Here is a 24,992-nt window from a genome sequence, read left to right on the forward strand (position 1 = left end):
AGTTCCAAGCTAAACTTTTATTTCCAATTTATAAAAAACGTTTTTCTTTTCTCACTGAGGCGTAGGAGTATAAGATTCAAAAAATGATATAATAAGCTTTGTTAATTTTTGTGCTACTTGCTGTTTTGTCATTTGTGGCCATTCTTCAACATTTTCTTTACTCACAAGATAAACTTGATTTGTATCAGCGCCCATGACACGAGTGCCATCAGCTTGAAGGGAAATATCATTGGCAAGAATGAAATCAGCACCTTTTTCGATACATTTTTTTTGCGCATTTACGATGAGGTCAGAGGTTTCAGCTGCAAATCCAATTACGAGCGGGGGGCGATTTGGGGCATGCCCAATTGTTGCTAAAATGTCAGGATTTTCTACCATATGCAAAGACGGCGGTGTTTTATGAGCACTTTTTTTGATCTTGTGTAAAGATTTTGTTTGGCTACGCCAATCACAAACAGCGGCGACAAAAATAGCACCATCAGCAGGTAATGCGGCTTGAACAGCTTGTAACATTTGATACGCGGTCTCAACACGAATAGTTTTTACTTCTTGTGGGTCAGAAAGATGAACTGGTCCACAAATAAGCGTTACTTTAGCACCCAAATGGGCGAGAGCTGTTGCGATGGCATGCCCTTGTTTTCCTGAGGAACGATTAGCAAGATAGCGTACAGGGTCGATGGGTTCATGAGTAGGACCAGAAGTAACAATGAAATGACGTCCAGAAAGCGGTTTTTCCTGCACCCCTAAAAGAGTTTCTATTGCCGCTACAATGGTTAAAGATTCACTCATGCGCCCACAACCTGTTTCATCACGCTCAGCCATTTTGCCAATTTCTGGCCCGACTATATGAACACCATCAGTGCGTAGTTTTGCAACATTGCGTATGGTTGCAGGATGTGTCCACATTGCTGGATTCATAGCTGGTGCAATTAAGAGTGGACAGCGTGCTGCTAAAAGCACACAATCAGCCAAATCATCTCCTATGCCGTTGGCTATTTTTGCAATACGATTGGCAGTGGCGGGAGCTAAAATAATGAGATCAGCATTACGCGCTAACCGGATATGTCCGATATCATGTTCTTCTGCGCGTGAAAATAAATCGCTATACACCGTATGGCCACTGAGAGCTTCCGCTGCTAAAGGCGTAATAAATTTTTGCGCTGCTTTTGTCATGATAATGTTTAAATGTGCGCCACGTTCCTGTAAACGGCGAATGAGGTCAAGTGCTTTATAAGCTGCAATACTTCCACCAATAATGAGAAGAATTGACTTTGATTGCAATGATTGCATATCAATGGTGCTTGCTTGAGAGGGGGAGATAGTTAAAGCGCTAGGATTGCTTAAAAGACGGCGTGCTTCCTCTTCCATAGAGATGCCATTTTTTGCGGCACGTATGCGTAAAGCTTCTTTGACTTTGGGGGAAAGGTTACGAATGGTAAGACTAGCCATAAAATACCTCCAAGAGACAAAATGCTTGCAATGATTTCATTATTGGTATTTTTTAGCATATTGAGCAGATTAGAAAAGATGAAAAAGGTAAAAAGTAAGACAAACGCAGCAAAGTGCGATGATAAACAGACTATAACGACCATAACGGTTGGTACGACTTTGTTCAACAGCAAGTTTTTTAAGGGTTGAGGGAGAAAGATTAAATCCTGTTTCTCTGATTTGGTTAAGGTCTTCTTCTATACGTTGAAAATTTTGTACCAGTTGTGGTGTTTTACGAGCCAACGAAAGGAGTGCTTGCGCCCCTTCACTAAAGTCCTTAGCTACTCCTATAGGTCCTAAATTTTTGCTAATCCATTCTCTGACAACGGGTTCAGAAGCTTTCCACATATTAAAATGAGGGTCTAAGGTGCGCGCTACACCTTCAACAACCACCATAGTTTTTTGGAGTAATAAAAGTTCAGGTCGTGTTCGCATATCAAACAATTCAGTGACTTCAAACAATAATGTGAGCAATTTAGCCATAGAAATACTTTGCGCTGATTGCCCATGAATTGGTTCACCAATAGCACGGTTAGCTTGAGCAAAGCTCTCAATATTGTGGTGTGGAGGTACGTATCCTGCTTCAAAATGAGCACGTGCTACGCGGTGGTAATCGCGGGTAATAAAACCGTAAAGGATTTCAGCAAGAAAATGTTTTTCTTTTTTTCCAAGGCGTCCTGTAATTCCTAAATCAACAGCAACAATACATCCTTGTGCGTCTACAAATAAATTACCAGGATGCATATCGGCATGAAAAAAACCATCACGTAATGTATGACGAAGGAAAGATTGAATAAGCGTAATGGCGAGTACTTTCAAATCAAACCCTGCTTCTTTGAGAGCAGAAATTTCAGATATTCTTATACCATCGATCCATTCCATTGTGAGAACATTACGCCCTGTACGCTCCCAATCAATTTTTGGAACCCGAAAGCCTGTATCGTGTTGAATATTTTCAGCCATTTCTGATATGGCAGCGGCTTCTAACCGTAAGTCCATCTCAATACGTGTGCTTTGTGCCAAAGTATCAACTACACAAACGGGACGCAGCCGTCGAGAAGCTGGTATATAACGTTCTTGTAAATGCGCAATGAGGTAGAAACCTCTAAGGTCTCTGGCAAAACGGGTTCTGATATTGGGACGAATGACTTTAACAGCACATTTTCTTTTCTGACCAGTTTCATTGTAATATTCAGCTGGGTGAACTTGGGCGATAGAAGCGGCAGCAATGGGGGGATAAAAATTTACAAATAAATCATTGATAGAGCGACCAAGCGAATTTTCAATTTGTACAACAGCATCAGGACAAGAAAATGTTTGGACACGGTCTTGTAGCTGTGCCAAATCTTCGGCAATATCGCGCCCAACAATATCAGGTCTTGTAGCAAGAAATTGACCAAGTTTTATATAAGAAGGTCCAAGCCTATTGATGGCACAAGAAATATTTTCAGATCGTCGTTTCTTTTTTGTTTTACGCCGCGCTAATGCACTTGCTATACGGTGACAGAATGCTGGAAATCCTCGAAGATCATCATGCGGCAGAGCACTCAAAACACCCTCACGTGCTAAAACCCATCCTGCGCGCATCAATTGAAAGTAAGTGGAAATCTGCACCATTTTTTAAATTTTCCAACCTGAGTGAAGTGCTGCGATAGCACCGGTGAGATTGCGATATGATACTCGCGAAAAACCTGCTAGATTGATCATCTGTGCAAAATCATCTTGTTTAGGAAATTTACGAATAGATTCAACCAAATAACGGTAAGAATCACCATCATTTGCAATGATTTGACCAAGCTTAGGGATGGCATGAAAAGACCAAAGATCGTAGATTTTATCGAGTAGAGGCATTTCAACATTTGAAAATTCTAAACATAAAAAACGTCCTCCCGGTTTTAAAACACGAAAAGCTTCTCTAAGAGCCGTATCAATATGAGGTACATTGCGAATTCCAAAAGCAATCGTGTAGGCATCAAAGCTTTGATCTTCAAAAGGCAAATGTTCTGCATTAGCTTCAACAAAATCAATCAGAGGAGCAAGACCATTTTTTTGTGCACGCTTTTTACCGATATGGAGCATTGAGCCATTAATATCAAGCACTGTAGCATGGACTTTTTGGCGTGAAGCATTAAGAATACGAAAAGCGATATCACCAGTCCCGCCTGCCACATCAAGAACCTTCCAATTGGAAAGTGCTGGGGGAGAAAGCCACGCAACCATAGAGTTTTTCCACACACGGTGTAGTCCTAACGATAAGATATCATTCATCTTATCATAATTTTCAGCAACAGAGTGAAATACCCCATCAACCATGGATTGTTTTTGTGCTTCATCAACTTTAGTAAAGCCAAAAGAATGTTCCATACCACCCTTGGCTCCGACGCGTTCTGTTTCAGCTGTCATATACATGACCTTCCTTATTTTTCTTTTATCGTAAATGAAAATAGAAGGAATGTTCAAATACGAAAAATAACGTATAAAACCACGACGTTTATACAGGCAGAAACAAAAGAGTACCTTTAGATATCAAGATTGGCAACGCTTAGGGCATTATCTTGAATAAAAACTCGCCTAGGCTCTACTTCATCACCCATTAAACGGGAAAAAAGTGAATCTGCATCGGTTGCGTCATTGATTTTAACTTGTAAAAGAGAGCGTGCATCGGGGTTAAGGGTTGTTTCCCAAAGCTGCTCAGCATTCATTTCTCCAAGACCTTTATAACGTTGGAGCGTAATACCTTTTTTACCATTTGCAAAGATGCTCTCTAAGAGACTCAGAGGTCCAAAAATACGCTCTGATTTATCTTTGCGATGTAGGAGAGGGGGAGGGTTATATATTTCTATGAAATTTTTAGAGACGCGATCAATTTGACGTGCATCGGCAGAATTGATAAGCCCTGTATCTAGAGTGATCACATCTTTAACTCCGCGTAAAACACGTTCAAAACATAAGCTTCCATCTGATGTATATTGACCGCTCCAACCTCGTTCTATATCATCGGCAATCAAATCAAGACGATGGGCAATGGTATCGGCCGTTTTTTGCGCTTTTTCTGATGTTACAAAGGCTTCAGGGTTAAAAGCTCCAACAATTGCAGCTTGCTCAACAATGTTACGGTCATAACGTGTATGAAGACCGTTTAAAAGTTGACGCAATACACGAGCATCCTTGGCAAGCTGATATAAATCGGCACCTGTACGCACTTCTCCCGTTGAAAGTTCTAAGGCCGCATCTTCTAAGCCAGTATCAATTAAAAACTCTTCAAATGCTGCTTCATTTTTAATATATTGGGAAGACTTACCTCGTGACACTTTATAGAGGGGTGGTTGCGCAATATAGAGATGTCCACGTTCAATCAATTCAGGCATTTGTCTAAAAAAGAAAGTGAGCAGTAAGGTACGAATATGGGCACCATCAACGTCTGCATCTGTCATAATAATAATTTTATGATAGCGCAATTTATCGGGTGAGAATTCATCTTTACCAATGGAAGTCCCAAGAGCAGTGATAAGTGTTCCAATCATATCAGATGAGAGCATGCGGTCGAATCGCGCCCGTTCAACATTAAGAATTTTGCCGCGCAGCGGCAAAATCGCCTGATTTTGACGAGAACGTCCACTTTTAGCTGATCCACCAGCCGAATCTCCCTCAACAATAAAGATTTCTGATTTTGCTGGATCACGTTCTTGGCAATCGGCAAGTTTTCCCGGTAGAGAAGTAATATCAAGAGCTCCTTTGCGTCTTGTGAGTTCACGTGCTTTACGTGCGGCTTCACGTGCTGTTGCAGCTTCTACGACCTTACTGATAAGAAGCTTCGCTTCATTAGGATGCTCCTCAAGCCATGTGGAAAGACCCTCATTGACCAAATTTTCAACAATGGGGCGTACTTCAGAAGAAACCAGTTTGTCTTTTGTCTGTGAAGAAAATTTAGGATCAGGAACTTTGACGGAAAGAATAGCTGTAAGTCCTTCACGGCAATCATCACCCGTTAAGTTAACTTTTTCTTTTTTTGCAATACCTGAAGATTCGGCATAACCATTAATTTGGCGCGTTAAAGCACTCCGGAAACCTACTAAATGCGTTCCACCATCACGTTGAGGGATATTATTTGTAAAACATAACACTTTCTCATGGTAGGAATCATTCCACCATAGAGCGACATCGACACTCATACCATCCTTTTCACTGGCAATGTAAATAGGGGTATCCAGCAGTGCTTTTTTTGTTTGGTCAATATACTTGACAAATTCAACTAACCCACCCTCATAATGCAATTCAACGGATTTAATATCAGCATGGCGTTCATCAACGAGAAGAATATGTATACCAGAATTTAGAAAAGCGAGTTCACGCAAACGGCGTTCCAAAGTTTCAAAATCAAATTCAACCATTGTAAAGGTTTCAGAGCTTGGTAAAAATCTGATTTCTGTGCCACTTTCTTGATTACAATCGCCAATAATTTTTAGTGGAGAATCAGCAACTCCATGGGTAAATGACATTTCATGAATTTTACCATTACGTTTGATTTTCAATTTAAGCCAAACGGATAATGCATTTACAACAGAGACACCAACGCCGTGTAAGCCTCCTGAAACTTTATAAGAATTTTGATCAAATTTTCCACCAGCGTGGAGCTGCGTCATAATGACTTCAGCAGCCGAAACGCCTTCTGTTGGATGGATATCTGTTGGAATTCCACGTCCATTATCGCGAACAGAACAAGAACCATCAGCATGGAGTGTGACATTTACAAGAGTAGCATGACCGGCTAGAGCTTCATCAATAGCGTTATCTACGACTTCATAGACCATATGGTGCAAGCCCGAACCATCATCTGTATCACCAATATACATGCCAGGGCGTTTACGTACAGCATCAAGACCTTTGAGAACTTTGATAGAAGCGGCTCCATAGTCATTACTAGATGTCGGTGAGGTTATTTCATCACTCATAAGTTAATCCACTTTTGCATTCAGTTTACGATACCCAAACAGCTCTTTTAAAAGCTTAACATTTTGATCAGTTATTTATGGAATAACCATATCAAACATTTATCGTATATCAGACTTATATTCAACATCTGTTAATATATAATTGTTTGTAGATTAAGAGGATAATTTTTACACACGATATTGTTTCCCTATAAATTAATATCAAGTTTTCATGGAACAGCACGTTTGCGACAAAAATATAAGACAGATAAGAGCTCTCTTAGCTGTTGCAGCTTTTATAAGCCAAAGAGGGGTGAGAATATTACATATATTTGTTGGCATAATCTCTCAAACAGACTTACATCCTCATTGGGGAAGAATAGAAAGACGTAAGGGTAACAAATTGCTATCCATACCATTGCTTTTCATTCTGTTTTACAGCGTTTAAAAGCATTTTAAGCAATATTTTTTAAATAATAGAGATTACGCATATATTTCATATTTTTATTTATCACGTTTCTTAATGAGAGGCATTCTCTTCACATAAAACAAAACGTCATTGATTGCTAATTTGCCTGTTTGTTTTAAAGAAAAATTTTTCAAAGTACCTAAACTCATTTCGGGGTGGCATTCATGAAGGGTATAATGGTAAATCCATTGAGCACTCCCATCTTTCTGCGTATGAAACAAAAGCCATCATCATTTTTCATGTTAGTTGCCAATGTTGTAAAAAAATGACGCTACCCCTTACTTTTTTATCAACGTAAAGATGGCGGTGCTCAACGGATTTTATGTTATCTCATCTATGAATGATGTTATGAGATAGGGTAGGGAGCAACAAGAAACATTTCTTTAAAGAAAGTATATGAATGTGCAATACAATGATACTTCTCCCTCACGTAAGAATCATGAGATTTTATGCAAGAAAAATCAAGAATTCTCATCTTATCAAAGAGATGAATAATAAAATAAGCAATAATACAGAAACTTTTTATTGATAGATATACATCAAAAATCGCCTTCTTACTAAAAAGCTTTCTCATGCATTTATTTGAGAGCAGTGCACACAAATGTTCTGTTACCAGCAATCTGTCTTGAAAACGAGAGAAACGATTAAATTTTTTACAGTTTTGAGAAAAGTGCAAAAATTTTAATTTATGAAAGGAGCGGATATTTTCATTCGATGCATTAGATATGATGACTGAAAAGGGGTATAGGTAGCATTGTAAAATGGGGGGTAAGATTTTGAAAAGAAAGAAATTTATAAATGGATTGAATGCTCTTATTGGAATTTTATGTGGAACATGGGGATTTTTGTTTTCCTCGTTCGCAGGAGCTGAAATGGCTGGCAGGCTCCCTACTTTTTTTGACTCTCATGAACATTTTATACAGCCTGATACAACAAATATAGTTCGGTTGCGTTTTGTAACAACTTTTGATTTTCCTCCCTTTAACTTTCTTGATCAAACAGGACATCTTGCAGGCTATAATATCGACTTATTGCGTGCTATTTGTGCAAAATTAAACCTTGAAAAAGTCTGTGAGGTAGAAGTTATTCCTTGGGAAGAGCTTATAGAGCATGTTAAAGATGGTGGTGCAGAAGTCATTATTGCCGGTTTAAAAGAAACAAGTAAAACGCATCAAGATCTTGTGTTTACAAGATCTTATTTGCGTTTCCCAGCTCGATTTGTTGCGTCTCGATTTATTATATCTCAACTTATGAATCTCGATGAGTCAATAAGCGATAAAGTGATACATTTAAACAGTGGCGTTTTGTCTAAAACTGTTCACGAAAAGCTGTTTCGTAGTTATTTTCCTAGCGCCAAATGGCAAGGATTTGAAGACAGGACACAGCTTTATAAAGCGTTACAGGATCATAAAATTGATGTTATTTTTGATGATGGGTTTGCTTTATCTTTATGGCTAAATAATTCCAAATCTGCGGACTGTTGTCATTTTGTTGGAGGAGTGTATATGGCTCCACAATTATTGGGGCAAGGAATGCAACTTGCTGTGGCAAAAAAGAATGAAAAATTAATTGATATACTTAATTACGCTCTGAAATCATTAGAAGATGATGGCAAGCTTACAGAACTTTATCTGCGTTATTTTCCAATAAGTTTTTATTGATGAATAGTTCTTTTAGGCAAGAGCTGTTAATCTTTCCGTACCCAACCGGTAAGAAATAGCTTCAGCAAGATGATGGCGAGCAAGATGTTCAGCTTCATCAAGGTCGGCAATGGTGCGTGCAACTTTGAGAATACGATGATAGGCGCGGGCGGAAAGCTGCATCTTTTCACTTACATCACGTAAGAGTTTAGCGGCATTTTTATCAGGTATGGCAATTTGTTCAATAATTTTGGCAGGGCAATTACCGTTGGTGCAAATATGGTCAAGACCCAATGTCGTAAAACGTTTAGCTTGGATGGCACGACATCGTGCGACACGTTTTGCAACATCACAGCTTTTTTCTGATTTTTCTTGTTGCATAAGGTCCATAGCTGTTAGTGCAGGGACATCAATCCGTAAATCAATTCGGTCGAGGAGAGGGCCAGAAATACGGGACTGATAATCAATTTGGCAGCGTATTCCTTTAGCACAAACATGATTTTTTTCGCCTGCCATACCGCATCGACAAGGGTTCATTGCAGCAATAAATTGAAAGCGAGCAGGATAGCTAATATGGTGATTGGCGCGAGCGATAACACATTCTCCACTCTCTAAGGGTTGACGAAGAGAGTCAAGGACTTGAGGGGAAAATTCAGGCAATTCATCAAGAAAAAGAACACCATTATGTGCAAGTGAAACTTCTCCTGGTCGCCCTTTAAGTCCACCACCGATCATTGCAGCCATGGAAGCGGAATGATGCGGAGCACGAAAGGGACAGTGGAGTGAAATGGTATTATGAACCATTTCTCCTGTGATGGAAGCAATCAAAGAAACATCTAGAAGCTCACGGCTATCAAGGGGCGGAAGAATGGAAGGCAATCGTTGCGCTAACATAGATTTTCCTGCGCCAGGAGGACCTACAAACAAAAGATTATGCCGTCCAGCAGCGCAAACTTCTAATGCACGTTTGGCGGTTTTTTGTCCTTTAATTTCGCAAAGGTCTGGAAGTTCAGTTTGGATAGTATATTGGCGTGGTTGAGGGCGTTTTTGAATTTGGGTTCCTTTAAAATGATTGACCATAGAGAGAAGAGTTTCTGGGGCAAGAATATTCATCTCCGCATTTGCCCATGCTGCTTCAGGTCCACATTGATAGGGACAAATGAGGCCTTTATCGAGTGATAAAGCTGTCATTGCAGCAGGTAAAACACCATTGACAGCTGTAAGGGAACCATCCAGTGATAATTCACCTAAAATAACGTAGTCTTGGGCGACTTCGGGAGGAAGAATCTCCATAACAAGCATTAATCCTACAGCAATGGGCAAATCATAATGTGATCCTTCTTTAGGAAGATCCGCTGGTGCAAGATTAATCGTAACCCGTTTGTTAGGCATAGAAAGTCCACAAGCATGCAAAGCTGCTTGTACGCGTTCACGGCTTTCTGCGATTGCTTTATCGGCTAATCCAACAATAGCTATTCCTATTTTACCGGAGGACATCATAACCTGTACATCTACAGGCACCGCTTCTAGACCGCGAAAAGCAACAGTTGTAACACGCGCGATCATTAATTGTCTCTCCCCCTTTTACTTGGAAGAGACAATCATATCTTTACATAAAAATCAAGAAGTGTCGCTATGGTTTTTTGGAGATATAAATCTATATATAAAAGCTTTATAGTACTTTCATAGAAAGTGATTTGCACAAATTTAACTATGATTTTATAGGATTCAATAAAACATTTAAATGAATTAAATTAATGTGTTAGGAGAAAAGGAGCAAGATTATTTTATTGCACGTCTGTAGAGAATTTTATGAATATTCAAGGAGAGGAGAGATTATGCACAGCAAGCAAAGAGAGTTATTTGCTATAATCAAAGGTGTGAAATATCTATGGTAGGCATATTTATCTTTTTTGTTTGATATTATTTATAGTACAAAGTGACGTGAAGTGTATTGAAGGTATCTGGTTGGATGGTATATCAGACAGGAGTTTTTTTAAAATCAGGAACCGTGCGCAGTGTATTTATAAGCTTATGCTTTGTCTGTGCTTTTCCTCAGTCACTTGCAGCATTTGAGTTATTTGGCATCCCTCTTTTTGGTCAAAAGACAATCAATTCCTCTTCATATAATGTCAATGGTACAGAGAAATTTTATAAGGTTGATGTTGTAGCTCCATTGGGCGCGCCATCAGAAGGTGTAAAAATAGTAAAGTCTGTTTCTTCACTGGTTGCTGATAAAGATAAAGCATTTAGTTCGTCTGGTTTGTTAGCCAAAGCTCGTTCAGATTATCGAGCTATTCTTTCTGCTCTATACGCGGATGGACGTTATGGTGGTATTATTAGTATCAAGATTAACGGCTTAGAAGCTGCTGATTTAAGTCCTGTGACACAACTTCCAGCACAATCCAAAATTGTTATCATCATTGATGCTGGTCCCCAATATGTTTTTAATGTTGCTGATATTGATAAAGCTGCTCCATTGATAAAATATAAAACCAATAGAATGCCGACAATTGAAGAATTAGGTTATAAGACTGGAGTGATTGCCAAATCTGAAACCATTCTAAAAGCAGAAAGATGGGCGATAGAGGGATGGCGTCGACAAGGTTATGCTAAAGCCAAAGTTATGAAAAGTGAAGTTGTTGCTGATCATGCAGCACGTCTCATTGATGCGCAGATTGCCATTGATCTTGGGCAAGAAGCGCATTATGGTCCCTTAAGTGTGCGCAATATTAGCACAAAGCCACGCGTAGATTCAGCTTATATTGCGTGGATGACAGGATTAAAAGTAGGACAAAAATATGATTCTGCTGCGTTAGCCAAGGCAAGTGAAAGACTTGCACGTCTTAATGTTTTTCGTGCTGTGAATATACGAGAGGCTGAGGCCATTCGCCCCGATGGTAGTTTACCACTGACACTTGTGGTGGAAGAACGTAAACCACGTCGTTTTGGTGCAGGTGGTAGCTATTCAACATTAGATGGAGCTGGTTTTGAAGCTTATTGGATGCATAATAATCTTTTGGGTCATGCGGAACAGCTTAAAATTGAAGCGAAAATAAGCGGTGTTGGTGGCAATAAGAAACAATCATATAATTTTAAAAATTTTGATTATCTTTTGGGTGGCACATTTATAAAGCCTGGTATATTTACTCCTGATACAGACTTTAGGACGGAACTGAAAATACAGCAAGATGTCCTAGAAAATTATACGACAAAAGCCATTAGAGGAAAGTTTGGTATAACGCATATTTTCAATGGTAATCTATCAGGACGGATGGCGATAAAAGTTTCTACTGGTTATTCTCATGATATTCATTTTGGAAACCGTTATTTTACAACAGTTGGATTACCGAGTGGTTTAATTTACGATAGTCGTAACAATAAATTTAATGCGACAAATGGTTTTTATGGTGAAGTGAATGTCGAACCTTTTTATGAAATGCGCTTTGGCAATTTTATAGAAAAAATGACGGTAGAAGGTCGTTCGTATTTTGCATTGGATGAAAGAAATCGTTTCGTTTTTGCTGCGCGAGCAAAGCTTGGTACAATTCTTGGCAGTGATAGAGCACAACTACCTTCAGATATACTCTTTCTTTCTGGTGGTGGTGGATCTGTTCGCGGTTATGCTTATCGCAATATTGGTATCAAAACAGACAATGATGCTGTTGTTGGTGGGCGGGCACTTCTTGAGGGGTCAGCAGAGTTACGTTTATCTTTAACTGATAAGATAGGGCTTGTCAGTTTTCTTGATGGCGGTAGTGTGGGAGAAAAAGCGCGTTTTGATTTTTCTAAAAAAATAAAATGGGGTGCGGGCATTGGCGGTCGCTATATGACAGATCTTGGTCCTTTACGCGTTGATCTAGCTTTTCCTCTTAAGCGAGAAAAAGGTGATCCTCGCATTGGTTTTTATGTGGGTATAGGGCAAGCATTTTAATGAAAAAAACTATGCGTTTATGGACTTTCTTATTTGGACTTTCATTTCTTTTGCTTAGTGCTTTTGTTTTTGCGCGAGAAGGGAATTCATTCTCTAGCCAAGGGCGTACAGATGATCGTTCATGGTTAGTCTCTCTCATTGAACGCGGACTTTCAGGGCCTAATCGCCAAGTTCGTTTATATAATATAAAAGGAACGCTGTCTTCTCAAGCATCAATTGAAGCTATTACCGTGAGTGATAAAAAAGGTATTTGGCTGAAAATTACCAATGCTAAAATGGATTGGAACCGTCTAGCGTTGCTGAAGGGGCGTATGAGTATTAATGAGCTTTCATTAGAACAGATTACGTTGTTGCGCAAACCGCAGGGTAACTCTTCCCTTGTTTCTTCTCTTGAGGTAGGGAAATTTTCTTTGCCAAAGTTGCCACTTGCTATCTCTATCAATAGGGTTACCGCTCAACATGTAGCGTTTGAACAAGATCTTTTTGGTTTTTCTGCTGATATATCCTTAAAGGGAAATCTAACCTTGGCCAATGATGATTTTGATGTTGATTTAACAGCTCATCGTTTAGATGCACCAGGATCGTTTTCTATTCTCACTAACCTATCCAATAGCAACCGTACAGCTAAGATTGATATTTCCGTTAATGAACCGCAAAATGGCATTTTGGCGAATATTTTGCAAATTGAAAAGCGTCCTGCATTAAATCTTGCCATTACAGGTGATGGTACTTTTGATGATTTGGTTGTCAAACTTTATTCGGAAGTTGATCATCATCCTGTTTTAGATGGCAATGTTAGCCTTGCTCATTTTGCGGAAGGACATAGTTTTTCTGCAAAACTTGTTGGTACATTGGGCCCTTTAGTGCCTGCCCAATATCGTAACCTTTTCGAATCTGATGTAACATTGAAAGCAGAAGCAAGAATGACCAAAGAAGGTGTGACACACCTTGATCATATGATGCTTCAGAATAAGGCAATGAATATTGTAGCCAATGCTGAAATAACAGCAGATGGGTTTTTACGGAAGCTTTTTGTTGATGGCAAAATGGCCTTTGATAAGGAAAAAGAGGTTGTACCTTTATCAATATCAGAAATGCCAATGCGTTTGGGTAATCTTTCTTTAAACATTGACTATGGCCGAAAAGGAAAACAATCTTGGCAGGGAAAGCTTGTTGTAGATCATGTGAGCAATAACAACATTCACATTCGCGATGCCATTTTTGATATGGGGGGAGTAAGCGAAAATCTTGATAATGCAGCTTCTCGTCATGTTGGTATTCAGGTTAAAGGAATACTTAGAGGGGGTGAAAAACGTAAAGATACATCAGGAAAAGACTTAGACCAAACAGTTCATGTGCATTTAGATACGGATATTTTTGCTAGAAAACCAGTTTTGATTCATGACTTTAGTGTTACGAGCCAGGGGTTTTCTGCTTGGTTAAAAGGGAAAATGGAGCATTTTATTTTTAAAGGCGACCTTGGTTTAAAAACACAAGCATTTGCTCCTTTCAGTTTGCTGCGTGAGCAATCACTCACTGGTAGCACAGATATTAAAGCCAAAGGAACAATAGGTTTAATGAGTGGCGCTTTTGATCTTGAGTTATCAGGGGTAGCTGACAATATGAAAATAGGTGTGGAGCCGTTCGATCGTTTTTTCAAAGGAAATTTTACTCTTTCAGGTAGTGCGGCTTACGACACGGAGAATTTAATTTTGCGTCATTTGGATTTGAAAAGCTCATACGCGGATATAAAAGCTGATGGATATTTTTCAAGTGAGAGAGCCAAAATGGACTTCTATGCTCAAATATCGGATCTTGCTAAATTGGATTCGAGAATGAAAGGTGCACTTACAATTCAAAGTACAGCTAGAGGGCTCAATAGCCTTATAAATCTTAAAACGCGTGCAAATGTTGCTGAAGCATTTTTTATGGGGAAGCAATTACAGAATACAACACTTACAATGAAAACACTGGTAGATAATACATTGCCCATTACAGAAGTAACCGGCGATGTAAAGGGTGAAGGCACTTTTGCTAAGAAACCTTTATATTTATCAGCTTCTTTTAAAAATTCTCATCAAATTCGACAACTTGAAGATATCGATATAAGAGGAGGAAGTGCAAAAATAACCGGAGATCTTTCTCAGACGCAAGGTTTTATTAAAGGCGCTTTGCATGTTGATGCTGATGATATTTCAGTATTATCAGCGTTATTTTTGCAAGAAGGTAGTGGAAAAGTAACAGGAGATTTTGTTTTTGATGAACAAAATGGCAAACAACAAGCCAATATAAAAGCGCATATTGATCGTTTAAATTTTGCAAAAAATAAAATTAAAAAGTTGGAAGTCAAAGCAGACTTGTTTGATCCTTTTGGCATGGCCCAGTTAGAAGGGATTATTAATGCAGAGCAAATTCAAACGCCTTTGATAATGGTTAATCATTTAAATGCTCATGCTAATAGCAAAGACGGACAAACAGTTTTTACTCTTCAAGCGGTGTTGCCTCATAATACCAATGCACAGCTTTCTGGCCGTATGGTTGCAGTAGAAGTCCCAGAAGATATAAAACGAGAAATACAAATTGAAACAGTGGATGTAAAACAACATAATTTTCACGCGACATTGCCTAAAGCAGCTACGATTGTTTTTGATAAAGATGGTATGACAGTTAATGGATTAGGACTTGCGATTAATGGCGGTAAAATTATCCTGGCAGGAAATGTTCAAGATACTCTTAATCTAGATCTTACCATGAATGCCTTGCCTGCTTCGTTAGTCAATTTATGGAAATCCGATCTTGGAGCAGCTGGTACTGTGACGGGGCAAGTTATAATTCGTGGCAGTTTTCAAAAGCCCGATGTGACTTATGATATAAAAGGTGAAGGACTTACAACGATCGCACTTCAAGATAAAAAAGTAATGCCTTTTGTGCTTACTGCTACAGGTAAAACCATAGATAAGAATCTTACTTTGAATGCAAGTTTAACAGGGGAAGAGGCAAGGGCACAAGCACAGGGAAGCATATCTTTCAATCAAAACGAGCTTGATCTCCATGTTAACTTGCAAGATTTTCCTACACGTTTGCTTAATAGTTTTATTGAAGGGCAAGCACTTGGAGGAGCGGTGGTAGGTAAGGTCGATATCGGCGGCACCCTGAAAGATCCTTCTGCTCATTTTGAGCTTTCTAGCCAAAACTTGACTGTTATGACACATAAAGGACCACTGTCGATTGATATGAATGCTCGTGGTTCTTACAAAAAATCGGCTTTTGATATTGAGAATATGGTAGCGACAGGAGATAAGGGACTAGAGCTTTCCATAAATGGGCCTGTTTCTCTCAATGATTCAGAGGCCAAATTAAATATTAAAGGGACAATGCCTCTTGCTTTTATTGATCTTTTATTAGCAAAGCGTGGTGCGCATATAACGGGTATGGCAAAAATGGATGCAACCCTTAATGGTTCATTGCTTAAGCCACTGTTTACAGGAAATGTTTCCATAGTGAATGGTAGCTTTTTTGATTCAAAAACAAATCTCGGGCTTAACGATGTAACAATAGAAGGAAAATTAAATGGTGATCATATCCTAATAGAGAAAGCTATTGCGTCTTCATCGGAGGGGGGAAGAATTTCTGCTTCAGGCCGTATCTCTAATGATCTACAACCAGATTTGGTATTCTATCTTGATAATGCCAATTATAATGATGGTTCTATGATTCTTGCGACATTGTCGGGAAAGATGACAATGACAGGGCATTTTGGGGATAATCTTGTTATTGGCGGTGATATCGCAGTTGAAAAAGCTGAAGTTTTAGTTCCGGATCATTTTCACAATGCGAAATTTCTTGATATTAAAAATAAAAATTTAACAAAGTCGATTCAAAAAACGCTTGAACGTGCTGATGTTAAGAGCACTAACACAGATCGTGATGTCGATATCTCTCAAGAATCTTCATCTGTTGTACTATCAAATATGCTTATTACGGCGCGCAATCAGTTTTTTGTGCGTGGACGAGGGCTAGATGCTGAACTAGGAGGGCGTATTAACATAGCAGGTCCATTACATGATGTGCATCCAGTTGGTGAGTTTCAAATGATTCGTGGACGTTTTGATATTCTTTCACAGCGTCTTAATTTTGATCAGGGACAAGCAAGTTTTAGCGGTAATCTTAATCCTACGGTTTATTTTGTGGCTAATAAAAATAGTGGTGATATTAATGTCACTGTCACGGTAAGTGGAACAATTGATAATCTTGATGTTAATTTTTCTTCACAACCCAATTTACCACAGGATGAGATTTTGGCGCGTTTGATTTTTAACCGCTCTCTTAATGAATTATCACCATTTCAGATTGCTCAACTTGCGGCAGCGGCAGCTGATCTTGCAGGTGCTTCTAATACATCTTTATTGAATACTCTACGAGCTAAAATTGGTCTTGATGATCTTGATGTTGTCGTTGATGAAAAGGGAAATACTGGCTTACGTATTGGACGTTATATACACAACAACATTTATTTAGGTTTTGAAGCAGGATCAGATGGAACGACGAAGGGAACAATTAATTTGAACATTTCACGTCATCTTAAAGCTAGAGGTGCTATAGGGAATGAAAAGAATTCTAGTATTGGTCTTTTTTATGAAAGAGATTATTAAGAATTAAAATTCTGAAATTTAATGACTGCAATTTTATGCATTTAACTCTCTGTATTAGAGAAAGATAACACGCTTATTGGTAATGATATCGTTTTGTAATTCGAATAAGAACTTCAAATATTAAAAAGATTCTTTTATTTAAGTTTTTGCAATTCAAAATCAAAAAATTATTGGCTTACATACCATAATAAGTGAGATTAGTGTGAGGGTAAGAACTATTTATAGAGAAGGGAGTGTTTCTTATGAAGGCTCTTAAATATAAAGAAGCTACATTGGGAGCAAACCAAATAGCATGAGTGGTTCCGCTTGCACGTTTATAGATATAAAGATTATGGTGCACAATAAACTCCATATTATACTACTCACGAGTGGTGGCGTAAAATGTGCTTAGGCGCATTGATAATAAATGCTTATAATTAAGATTCTCCGCAGAACCAACGAAGAGCAAAACAATATTTTTATCATTCTTTATTGCATAAACGACAAAATACTTCATAACGATAATGGATATTTTTATAAAAAATTATTTTATCGAATGCATTTTCAAGAAAGATTAAGCTATAAAAAAGAAATTTTTAGCACATCGCGCCAAGGTATATTTAAAGTGCTTAGTTTTAAAACCTATTCTTGAATAGAGTTACGTCCTTTATGAAACAAACGCGTACCACTGTGCTTTTGTGTATTCATAACTTCTCATTCCATTTTACCAGCACTGTTCATGAATGATAGAAAGCAAAATCTTCATTGTGTGCTGCCGTTTTTTGCATTTATGGGCATGCAAAACGGCACTAGATTTTATTTTCTAACTCTCAATATTATGTTGCTTTTTCCTTGAGAAAGCTCATGAGTAGCATATTTACTCCTTTGTTAAACAGTTTTATCTACACACTAACCTTACTTGTAGTATGAAGCGAACGATTTTTTTGAATGCGAAAATTTAAGAGATCATATAGCACCGTCTTTGTATTTATAAACGTGCGCATTGAACCCCTCGTTCTATTTGGCTTGGCTCCTAATGTTGCTTCTTTATATTTAAGAACATTCATAAGAAGCACTCCCTTCTCTATAAATAGTTCTTACCCTCACACTAATCCCACTTGTGGTGTGTGAGCGAATGATATGCAATTAATTCAATATAAAATAGGATTAGAATGGAAGAATCTTACGATATTCGGGATATCTCATTCAAATTACAACAAATTATCATTATAAATCAATATCTTGATTTGATAATGACATATGTTTTTTCAAGTATTTTAAGAAATTGCCATGTTAAGTCATACCATTGTTGCTCCCAGATCTGAGAATAAAATGCAAAACTTGATTTAAGGTATTTATTACAGAAAGAAATTTTATGATAAATTTTTCCTTATTTTCAAGCGTGCTTTTCACACGAGTTCACAGTGTGGAAAAAAATCATAGTAAATAGCATAGAGATGAATTCAGACAAAGGTTGCGTAAATTATCACAGTTGTGCGATCATAGTTTTTAGAAAGTTTCCCAAAATTTGATATTAGCTGTCTTGATGCATATGAGAACCATAACATTTATGGATGTTATGCTACTGAGCTGAAAAAAGGATAAACTTCTCACTATCAAGCTTTTGTTTTGAAATAAACGCTTTCAATCAAAAAACAGAAGAGGTTTTCATTTTTATATAAATCCTAGACACGTACCCTTAATAAACGATAGCTTTTTTTCATAGCTGTATTTAGTGGAATATTTTTCCATGCAATATCTTTGTTTTGTATAAAAGATAAGGACTATTTCTTCACTTTTTATCTCAAATCTTATGGAGGCGCCTAAAAGCTAAGACATGTGCTTTTTAAATTGAATATTATGAAGTTTTTTGTAAAAACTATTTTCCTTTGCGAGCAATTCTTGTTGGCTACCTTGTTCAATCAGTTGACCATTTTTTATAACAACAATTTTATGAGCGCGAGCAATTGTTGAAAGGCGATGAGCAATGATGATAGTTGTGCGTCCTTTGGTAAGGCGATGAAGTGCTTCATTAATTTGTACTTCAGTATGCGAATCTAATGCACTTGTTGCTTCATCAAGAATAAGAATTTCACTGTTATGAAGCATTGCTCTAGCGATAGCGAGTCGTTGTTTTTGTCCACCTGAAAGGTTACAGCCATTATCGCCAATTTGTGTATCATAGCCATTTGGCAAGTCCATAATAAAATCATGAGCATTGGCTGTTTTTGCTGCTTTTATAATATCTTCGTCACTGGCTCCTTCTTTTCCAAGACCAATATTATATTTAACAGTTCCTTGAAAGAGAAAAGTATCCTGTCCTACATAGGCCATAAGTTTTCTCAAAGAACGAAATGTCGCATAACGGATATCTTGATTATTAATCAGTATACGTCCTTTTGTGGGGTCATAAAGGCGCATAATAAGATTGATAAGGGTTGATTTTCCTGAACCAGATGGCCCTACCAACGCTGTCATTTTTCTAGGTTTTATTTCTAGATTGATGTTATTCAAGATCATCTTTTTATCTGTATACGCAAAAGAAACGTTTTCGAAACGAATGCTCCCTTGTGTTTCATCGAGATCTTTAGCATTCTCATGTTCTATAACTGTGAGAGGATAGTCAAGTACATCAAACATCGTACGGATACTAACCAAACCAGTTTCAATTTTGACTCGTACATTTGCTAGCCTTTTTGCAGGTTCGTAAGCGAGAAGCAAAGCGACAATGAAAGACATAAATTCACCTTGAACGCCTGTACGTTGTGTTGCAAGGTAGCCGGAAAAGCAGATAATACCCGCAATAGCAATACCAGTGAGAGTTTCCATAATAGGATTTGTAATGGCTTGAAGCGTTGCAATAGTATTTGCTTGTTTTTCAACGTCATTAATGGCTTGGTTCATACGTTTTTTCATTAATTCTTCTAGTGAAAAAGCCTTGATGACTCGTATACCAATAGAACTTTCTTGTACAATTTTGATAATTTCACCAAGCGAAAGGAGTTCTTTTTCAACAAGGCTACGAATACGTTTTAAAGCCATTCGAATTCCTAAAAAAGCCAGTGGTCCTATTATTAAAGTAATGGCGATTAACGTAAAATTTTGAATAAACATGACAAGCAATAGGCCACTAACGGAAAGCAAATCGCGCACAAAAGTTGTGATAATTGTATCAATGATATTACGCACTGCTGTAGCATTATGGGTTATGCGGACAAGTAAATCAGATGAAGTATTATTATGGTAAAAAGAAACACCTTGTTCCATAAGGCGCGCATAAATTTTACGCTGCTGTTCAGCAATGATACTGTTACCTGCTTTGCTCAAAAAGTAAGTTTGCGAAAAAGTTGCAATTCCTTTGAGAATGAAAATGAAAGCAATGATACCAGAAATCAAAACAATCATACCAAAATTCTGCGCTTCAATCATATAATTGACAACGTCACGCATAATCCACGCACTGGCTGCAGTTGTGCAGGAAATAATGATCATTGAGAAAATAGCTGCACTATACCAACGTGCATGTTTACGAAAATTTTCTCGCAAAAGACGAAAGATAAGATGTTTATCAAAAGCGGAAATTCGTTTTTTTACCATGAGATGCTTCTATACTCTATCATTGTTCTATGCAAGACTGAAGCACTTTGATTAAAAACACTTTAACCGTTCTGATAAAACAATGTTTTACAGAAAGGTTGGTACGCACATAACTTTATTTAAAAGCACCACAACAAAACTCTATGATGCTTCTAAATGCTCAACTCTCTCATGATTTATATTCTAAAAGAATTATTTAGCTGCTATCACCATCATCATTTGACGCCCCTCGAGCTTTGGCTCAGATTCGATTTTGGCGATTTCACTTGTATCTTCTTTAACTCGTTGAAGAAGTTTTAATCCAAGATCTTGGTGAGCCATTTCACGCCCACGAAAACGCAAAGTAATCTTTACTTTATCACCATTACCAATAAAGCGATGAATTGCTTTAAGCTTCACGCCATAATCATGGACATCAACATTTGGACGCATCTTAATCTCTTTGATTTCGATGATTTTCTGTTTTTTACGTGTCTCTGCAGCTTTTTTTTGGGTCTGATATTTCAATTTTCCCAAATCAATAATCTTACATACAGGTGGTTCCGCATTTGGGACAATTTCAACCAAATCAAGTCCTGCATCTGCAGCCATAGCAAGCGCTTCTTGTATTGCAACAATTCCCTGATGTTGTCCTTCATCATTAATAAGCTGAACACGCGGAACGCGAATATCTTGATTTGAGCGTGGCCCGTCTTTTTGGGTAGGTGATATTTTAAACGGTCTACGAATGGTTTATGTTCCTTAGTTCTGATTCATCTATAGCGTAATTTAATATACAATTACACACAGAAAAACAACTAGGTTTCGTGCTTTTTTCATATTTGATTTACGGCTTTGAGGTTTGATTTGTAAAATAGAAATTTTTTTGTATCAACTGTTCTATAGAGGAAAAGAATCATGGAGCAAAATATTCCTTGCCAGTTTTTTTCGTTTGAAGGCACTCCTCTTGCGGTGCGGTATCGCAAAGGTCGCGGTTCTTTGGGTTTAGTTTGGCTTTCCGGCTATCAATCCAATATGTTAAGAAGCAAAGCGGTGTTTGTTGATGATTTTGCTCAGAAGCATGATTTGTCTTGTTTGCGTTTTGATTACTCTGGCCATGGAGAATCGGAGGGTGATTTTTTTCAAGGCACGATTTCACGTTGGGTTAAAGAAAGTTTAGCGGTTTTTGAAACCTATTGTGAAGGGCCGCAAATAGTGATTGGTTTCTCTATGGGGGGATGGATAGCGCTAAGGCTCGCTAGGTTATTAGCGCAGAAAAATAAGAGATTTGCTGGCATGATCTTGGTTGCACCAGCTCCTGATTTTACACAAACATTGCTAGAACCAGAATTAGGTCCGGAAGAATGGAAAATTTTGGAAGAAAAAGGTTATGTTGAACGTCCTGGGGATGAAGATGATGAAACGATGCCCTTTACAAAAGCATTTATTGAAGATGGAAAAGACAACTGTGTTATGAAAGGATGCATTGATATTGGCTGTCCTATTCATATTCTCCAAGGGATGGAGGATGATAAAATACCTTATCAACATACATTGACTTTACTGAATCATTTGCCTTTACAGGATGTAACATTGACACTTGTTCGTGATGCAGATCACGGGTTTTCGCGCCCAAAGGATTTAGAGTGCCTTGAGATAGTTTTGAAGTCGTTGATTGATAAAATTTACGAAAATTTTCTCGCAAAAGACGAAAGATAAGATGTTTATCAAAAGCGGAAATTCGTTTTTTTACCATGAGATGCTTCTATACTCTCATTGTTCTATGCAAGACTGAAGCACTTTGATTAAAAACACTTTAACCGTTCTGATAAAACAATGTTTTACAGAAAGGTTGGTACGCACATAACTTTATTTAAAAGCACCACAACAAAACTCTATGATGCTTCTAAATGCTCAACTCTCTCATGATTTATATTCTAAAAGAATTATTTAGCTGCTATCACCATCATCATTTGACGCCCCTCGAGCTTTGGCTCAGATTCGATTTTGGCGATTTCACTTGTATCTTCTTTAACTCGTTGAAGAAGTTTTAATCCAAGATCTTGGTGAGCCATTTCACGCCCACGAAAACGCAAAGTAATCTTTACTTTATCACCATTACCAATAAAGCGATGAATTGCTTTAAGCTTCACGCCATAATCATGGACATCAACATTTGGACGCATCTTAATCTCTTTGATTTCGATGATTTTCTGTTTTTTACGTGTCTCTGCAGCTTTTTTTTGGGTCTGATATTTCAATTTTCCCAAATCAATAATCTTACATACAGGTGGTTCCGCATTTGGGACAATTTCAACCAAATCAAGTCCTGCATCTGCAGCCATAGCAAGCGCTTCTTGTATTGCAACAATTCCCTGATGTTGTCCTTCATCATTAATAAGCTGAACACGCGGAACGCGAATATCTTGATTTGAGCGTGGCCCGTCTTTTTGGGTAGGTGATATTTTAAACGGTCTACGAATGGTTTATGTTCCTTAGTTCTGATTCATCTATAGCGTAATTTAATATACAATTACACACAGAAAAACAACTAGGTTTCGTGCTTTTTTCATATTTGATTTACGGCTTTGAGGTTTGATTTGTAAAATAGAAATTTTTCTTTTATTATCATAAAGTGTTTTATGGAGGAAAAGAATCATGGAGCAAAATATTCCTTGCCAGTTTTTTTCGTTTGAAGGCACTCCTCTTGCGGTGCGGTATCGCAAAGGTCGCGGTTCTTTGGGTTTAGTTTGGCTTTCCGGCTATCAATCTGATATGTTAGGGAGCAAAGCGATATTGGTTGATGATTTTGCTCAGAAGCATGATTTGTCTTGTTTGCGTTTTGATTACTCTGGCCATGGAGAATCGGAGGGTGATTTTTTTCAAGGCACGATTTCACGTTGGGTTAAAGAAAGTTTAGCGGTTTTTGAAACCTATTGTGAAGGGCCGCAAATAGTGATTGGTTCTTCTATGGGGGGATGGATAGCGCTAAGGCTCGCTAGGTTATTAGCGCAGAAAAATAAGAGATTTGCTGGCATGATCTTGATTGCACCAGCTCCTGATTTTACACAAACATTGCTAGAACCAGAATTAGGTCCGGAAGAATGGAAAATTTTGGAAGAAAAAGGTTATGTTGAACGACCTCCGGATAGTGATGATGATGAACCGATGCCTTTTACAAAAGCATTTATTGAAGATGGGAAAGACAACTGTGTTATGAAGGGATGCATTGATATTGGCTGCCCTATTCATATTCTCCAAGGGATGGAGGATGAAAAAATCCCCTATCAACATACATTGACTTTACTGAATCATTTGCCTTTACAGGATGTAACATTGACACTTGTTCGTGATGCAAACCATCGGTTTTCACGCCCAAAAGATTTAGAGTGTCTTGAAACAGTGTTACGATCATTTGTTGACAAAATTAATGCAAGATAGAGGTCAAATTTACTGATGCTAAAGACATAATATATGACCTTTTATGAACAGCCTTTCATTTTTTCTGATCGTGTTGTACCCGTACGTGTGCATGCACATAAACATGCGCGTCGGCTTACATTACGTATTGATGCAAGGAGTCAGGAGATCTGTATAACAACGCCACCAGCGGTAAGTCTCTCTTCAGTTCAAGGTTTTATTGAAAAGAATCGATCTTGGATTGAAGCGCGTCTTACTCGCGTGCAAATTCCTCATGAAAATTCTTATCTCAAAGAGGGAATAACGATTCCTATATTGGGTATTGAACATACCATAAGACATAAAGTAGGACGTGGGATAACAGAAATTATTACAGGAGATGGAGAGCAAGAGCCCCAAATTATCGTTTATGGTCAATTAGAACATTTACCAAGACGTGTTGCTGATGTTTTAAAAAAACAGGCTGCACTCATTATAACACCGTTGGTAGGATATTATGCAGATAAAGTAGAGCGTAAAGTAAAATCAATTTGTTATAAAGATACGAAAAGTCGTTGGGGTTCTTGTTCAATAAAAGGCAACCTTTCTTTTTCTTGGCGTCTTGTTATGGCACCAAAAGAAGTTGTTGAATATGTTGTTGCGCATGAGGTCGCCCATCTTGTTGAAATGAATCACGGCCCAAGATTTTGGGCTCTTTGTGAAAAACTTTGTCCAGAAAGTAAAAAGCATCGTGCTTGGTTGAAAGAAAATGGTTATAAGTTGCAGGCTATTGATTTTCATTCATATAAGCTGGAAATATGAAAAAACTTGAAGAAGATAATATTCGGTGGAACTTTTTATTGAACATTTTATTATATATGTGCCTCATGACATGATGAGGAATGCATTGAAGCCTCAGCAATA

The 24,992-nt window shown here is 38.0% G+C and carries 14 protein-coding genes; 6 read left to right on the plus strand and 8 right to left on the minus strand.

Going from position 1 to position 24,992, the window contains the following annotated elements:
• Positions 1-51: 51 nt before the first annotated feature.
• The 4 genes from coaBC to gyrB all read right to left on the minus strand — a co-directional run bounded on the left by coaBC (position 52) and on the right by gyrB (position 6,440).
• Positions 52-1,449 (minus strand): bifunctional phosphopantothenoylcysteine decarboxylase/phosphopantothenate--cysteine ligase CoaBC, encoded by a 1,398-nt coding sequence (gene coaBC, locus ABD917_RS01250; RefSeq protein ID WP_345118270.1) that lies wholly within the window; start codon positions 1,447-1,449, stop codon positions 52-54.
• 69 nt (positions 1,450-1,518) lie between these two features.
• Complete coding sequence (ubiB, locus tag ABD917_RS01255; protein ID WP_345118271.1) at positions 1,519-3,105, minus strand: 2-polyprenylphenol 6-hydroxylase; 1,587 nt, start codon at positions 3,103-3,105, stop codon at positions 1,519-1,521.
• Positions 3,106-3,108: 3 nt separating this feature from the next.
• Positions 3,109-3,891, minus strand: coding sequence for a bifunctional demethylmenaquinone methyltransferase/2-methoxy-6-polyprenyl-1,4-benzoquinol methylase UbiE (ubiE, locus tag ABD917_RS01260; RefSeq protein ID WP_345118272.1), 783 nt, complete (start codon positions 3,889-3,891; stop codon positions 3,109-3,111).
• Between the two features lie 116 nt (positions 3,892-4,007).
• Positions 4,008-6,440, minus strand: a complete 2,433-nt coding sequence (gene gyrB / locus ABD917_RS01265; RefSeq protein WP_345118273.1) for a DNA topoisomerase (ATP-hydrolyzing) subunit B — start codon at positions 6,438-6,440, stop codon at positions 4,008-4,010.
• Positions 6,441-7,664: 1,224 nt separating this feature from the next.
• Between gyrB and ABD917_RS01270 the strand changes: the two genes are divergently transcribed.
• Positions 7,665-8,549 carry an ABC transporter substrate-binding protein gene (locus ABD917_RS01270; RefSeq protein ID WP_345118274.1) on the plus strand — a complete coding sequence of 295 codons (885 nt, stop codon included), beginning with the start codon at positions 7,665-7,667 and terminating at the stop codon, positions 8,547-8,549.
• Positions 8,550-8,561: 12 nt separating this feature from the next.
• On the opposite strand, the gene ABD917_RS01275 is transcribed toward ABD917_RS01270, so the two are convergent.
• Positions 8,562-10,094: a YifB family Mg chelatase-like AAA ATPase gene (locus ABD917_RS01275; protein WP_345118275.1), complete on the minus strand. Its 1,533-nt coding sequence runs from the start codon at positions 10,092-10,094 to the stop codon at positions 8,562-8,564.
• A gap of 406 nt (positions 10,095-10,500) precedes the next feature.
• On the opposite strand from ABD917_RS01275, the gene ABD917_RS01280 reads away from it, so the two are divergent.
• A complete protein-coding gene (locus ABD917_RS01280) occupies positions 10,501-12,462 on the plus strand; it encodes an autotransporter assembly complex protein TamA (RefSeq protein ID WP_345118276.1) in 1,962 nt (653 codons plus the stop codon).
• The gene (locus ABD917_RS01285) at positions 12,462-17,114 is read left to right on the plus strand and encodes a translocation/assembly module TamB domain-containing protein (RefSeq protein ID WP_345118277.1); all 4,653 of its coding nucleotides are present in this window, start codon (positions 12,462-12,464) and stop codon (positions 17,112-17,114) included. Before ABD917_RS01280 ends, ABD917_RS01285 begins: the two co-directional genes overlap by 1 nt.
• A gap of 1,809 nt (positions 17,115-18,923) precedes the next feature.
• Here the strand turns inward: ABD917_RS01285 and ABD917_RS01290 are convergent.
• Together ABD917_RS01290 and infC (ABD917_RS01295) are read right to left on the minus strand one after the other, a co-directional pair.
• Entirely contained in the window at positions 18,924-20,690 is a 1,767-nt protein-coding gene (locus tag ABD917_RS01290) for an ABC transporter ATP-binding protein (protein ID WP_345118278.1), read from the minus strand.
• A gap of 192 nt (positions 20,691-20,882) precedes the next feature.
• Positions 20,883-21,401: a translation initiation factor IF-3 gene (gene infC, locus ABD917_RS01295; protein WP_345118388.1), complete on the minus strand. Its 519-nt coding sequence runs from the start codon at positions 21,399-21,401 to the stop codon at positions 20,883-20,885.
• A 186-nt stretch (positions 21,402-21,587) separates the two neighbouring features.
• Between infC (ABD917_RS01295) and ABD917_RS01300 the strand changes: the two genes are divergently transcribed.
• On the plus strand, positions 21,588-22,388 hold the full coding sequence (locus ABD917_RS01300; RefSeq protein WP_345118279.1) for an alpha/beta hydrolase: 801 nt from the start codon (positions 21,588-21,590) through the stop codon (positions 22,386-22,388).
• Between the two features lie 227 nt (positions 22,389-22,615).
• Here ABD917_RS01300 and infC (ABD917_RS01305) read toward each other — a convergent pair whose 3' ends face one another.
• Positions 22,616-23,134: a translation initiation factor IF-3 gene (infC, locus tag ABD917_RS01305; RefSeq protein WP_345118388.1), complete on the minus strand. Its 519-nt coding sequence runs from the start codon at positions 23,132-23,134 to the stop codon at positions 22,616-22,618.
• Positions 23,135-23,327: 193 nt separating this feature from the next.
• On the opposite strand from infC (ABD917_RS01305), the gene ABD917_RS01310 reads away from it, so the two are divergent.
• Both ABD917_RS01310 and ABD917_RS01315 read left to right on the plus strand, forming a co-directional pair.
• Positions 23,328-24,110: an alpha/beta hydrolase gene (locus ABD917_RS01310; RefSeq protein ID WP_345118280.1), complete on the plus strand. Its 783-nt coding sequence runs from the start codon at positions 23,328-23,330 to the stop codon at positions 24,108-24,110.
• A 33-nt stretch (positions 24,111-24,143) separates the two neighbouring features.
• A complete protein-coding gene (locus ABD917_RS01315) occupies positions 24,144-24,890 on the plus strand; it encodes a M48 family metallopeptidase (protein WP_345118281.1) in 747 nt (248 codons plus the stop codon).
• Positions 24,891-24,992 lie beyond the last annotated feature (102 nt).

The organism is Bartonella pachyuromydis (assembly GCF_039543065.1).
Classification (GTDB): Bacteria; Pseudomonadota; Alphaproteobacteria; order Rhizobiales; family Rhizobiaceae; genus Bartonella; species Bartonella pachyuromydis.

What these genes read in the sequence shown, in the direction of transcription:
- coaBC (WP_345118270.1), bottom strand. Translation starts at nt 1,449, where the DNA reads ATGGCTAGTCTTACCATTCGTAACCTTTCCCCCAAAGTCAAAGAAGCT.
- ubiB (WP_345118271.1), bottom strand. Translation starts at nt 3,105, where the DNA reads ATGGTGCAGATTTCCACTTACTTTCAATTGATGCGCGCAGGATGGGTT.
- ubiE (WP_345118272.1), bottom strand. Translation starts at nt 3,891, where the DNA reads ATGACAGCTGAAACAGAACGCGTCGGAGCCAAGGGTGGTATGGAACAT.
- gyrB (WP_345118273.1), bottom strand. Translation starts at nt 6,440, where the DNA reads ATGAGTGATGAAATAACCTCACCGACATCTAGTAATGACTATGGAGCC.
- ABD917_RS01275 (WP_345118275.1), bottom strand. Translation starts at nt 10,094, where the DNA reads ATGATCGCGCGTGTTACAACTGTTGCTTTTCGCGGTCTAGAAGCGGTG.
- ABD917_RS01280 (WP_345118276.1), top strand. Translation starts at nt 10,501, where the DNA reads ATGGTATATCAGACAGGAGTTTTTTTAAAATCAGGAACCGTGCGCAGT.
- ABD917_RS01285 (WP_345118277.1), top strand. Translation starts at nt 12,462, where the DNA reads ATGAAAAAAACTATGCGTTTATGGACTTTCTTATTTGGACTTTCATTT.
- ABD917_RS01290 (WP_345118278.1), bottom strand. Translation starts at nt 20,690, where the DNA reads ATGGTAAAAAAACGAATTTCCGCTTTTGATAAACATCTTATCTTTCGT.
- ABD917_RS01300 (WP_345118279.1), top strand. Translation starts at nt 21,588, where the DNA reads ATGGAGCAAAATATTCCTTGCCAGTTTTTTTCGTTTGAAGGCACTCCT.
- ABD917_RS01310 (WP_345118280.1), top strand. Translation starts at nt 23,328, where the DNA reads ATGGAGCAAAATATTCCTTGCCAGTTTTTTTCGTTTGAAGGCACTCCT.
- ABD917_RS01315 (WP_345118281.1), top strand. Translation starts at nt 24,144, where the DNA reads ATGACCTTTTATGAACAGCCTTTCATTTTTTCTGATCGTGTTGTACCC.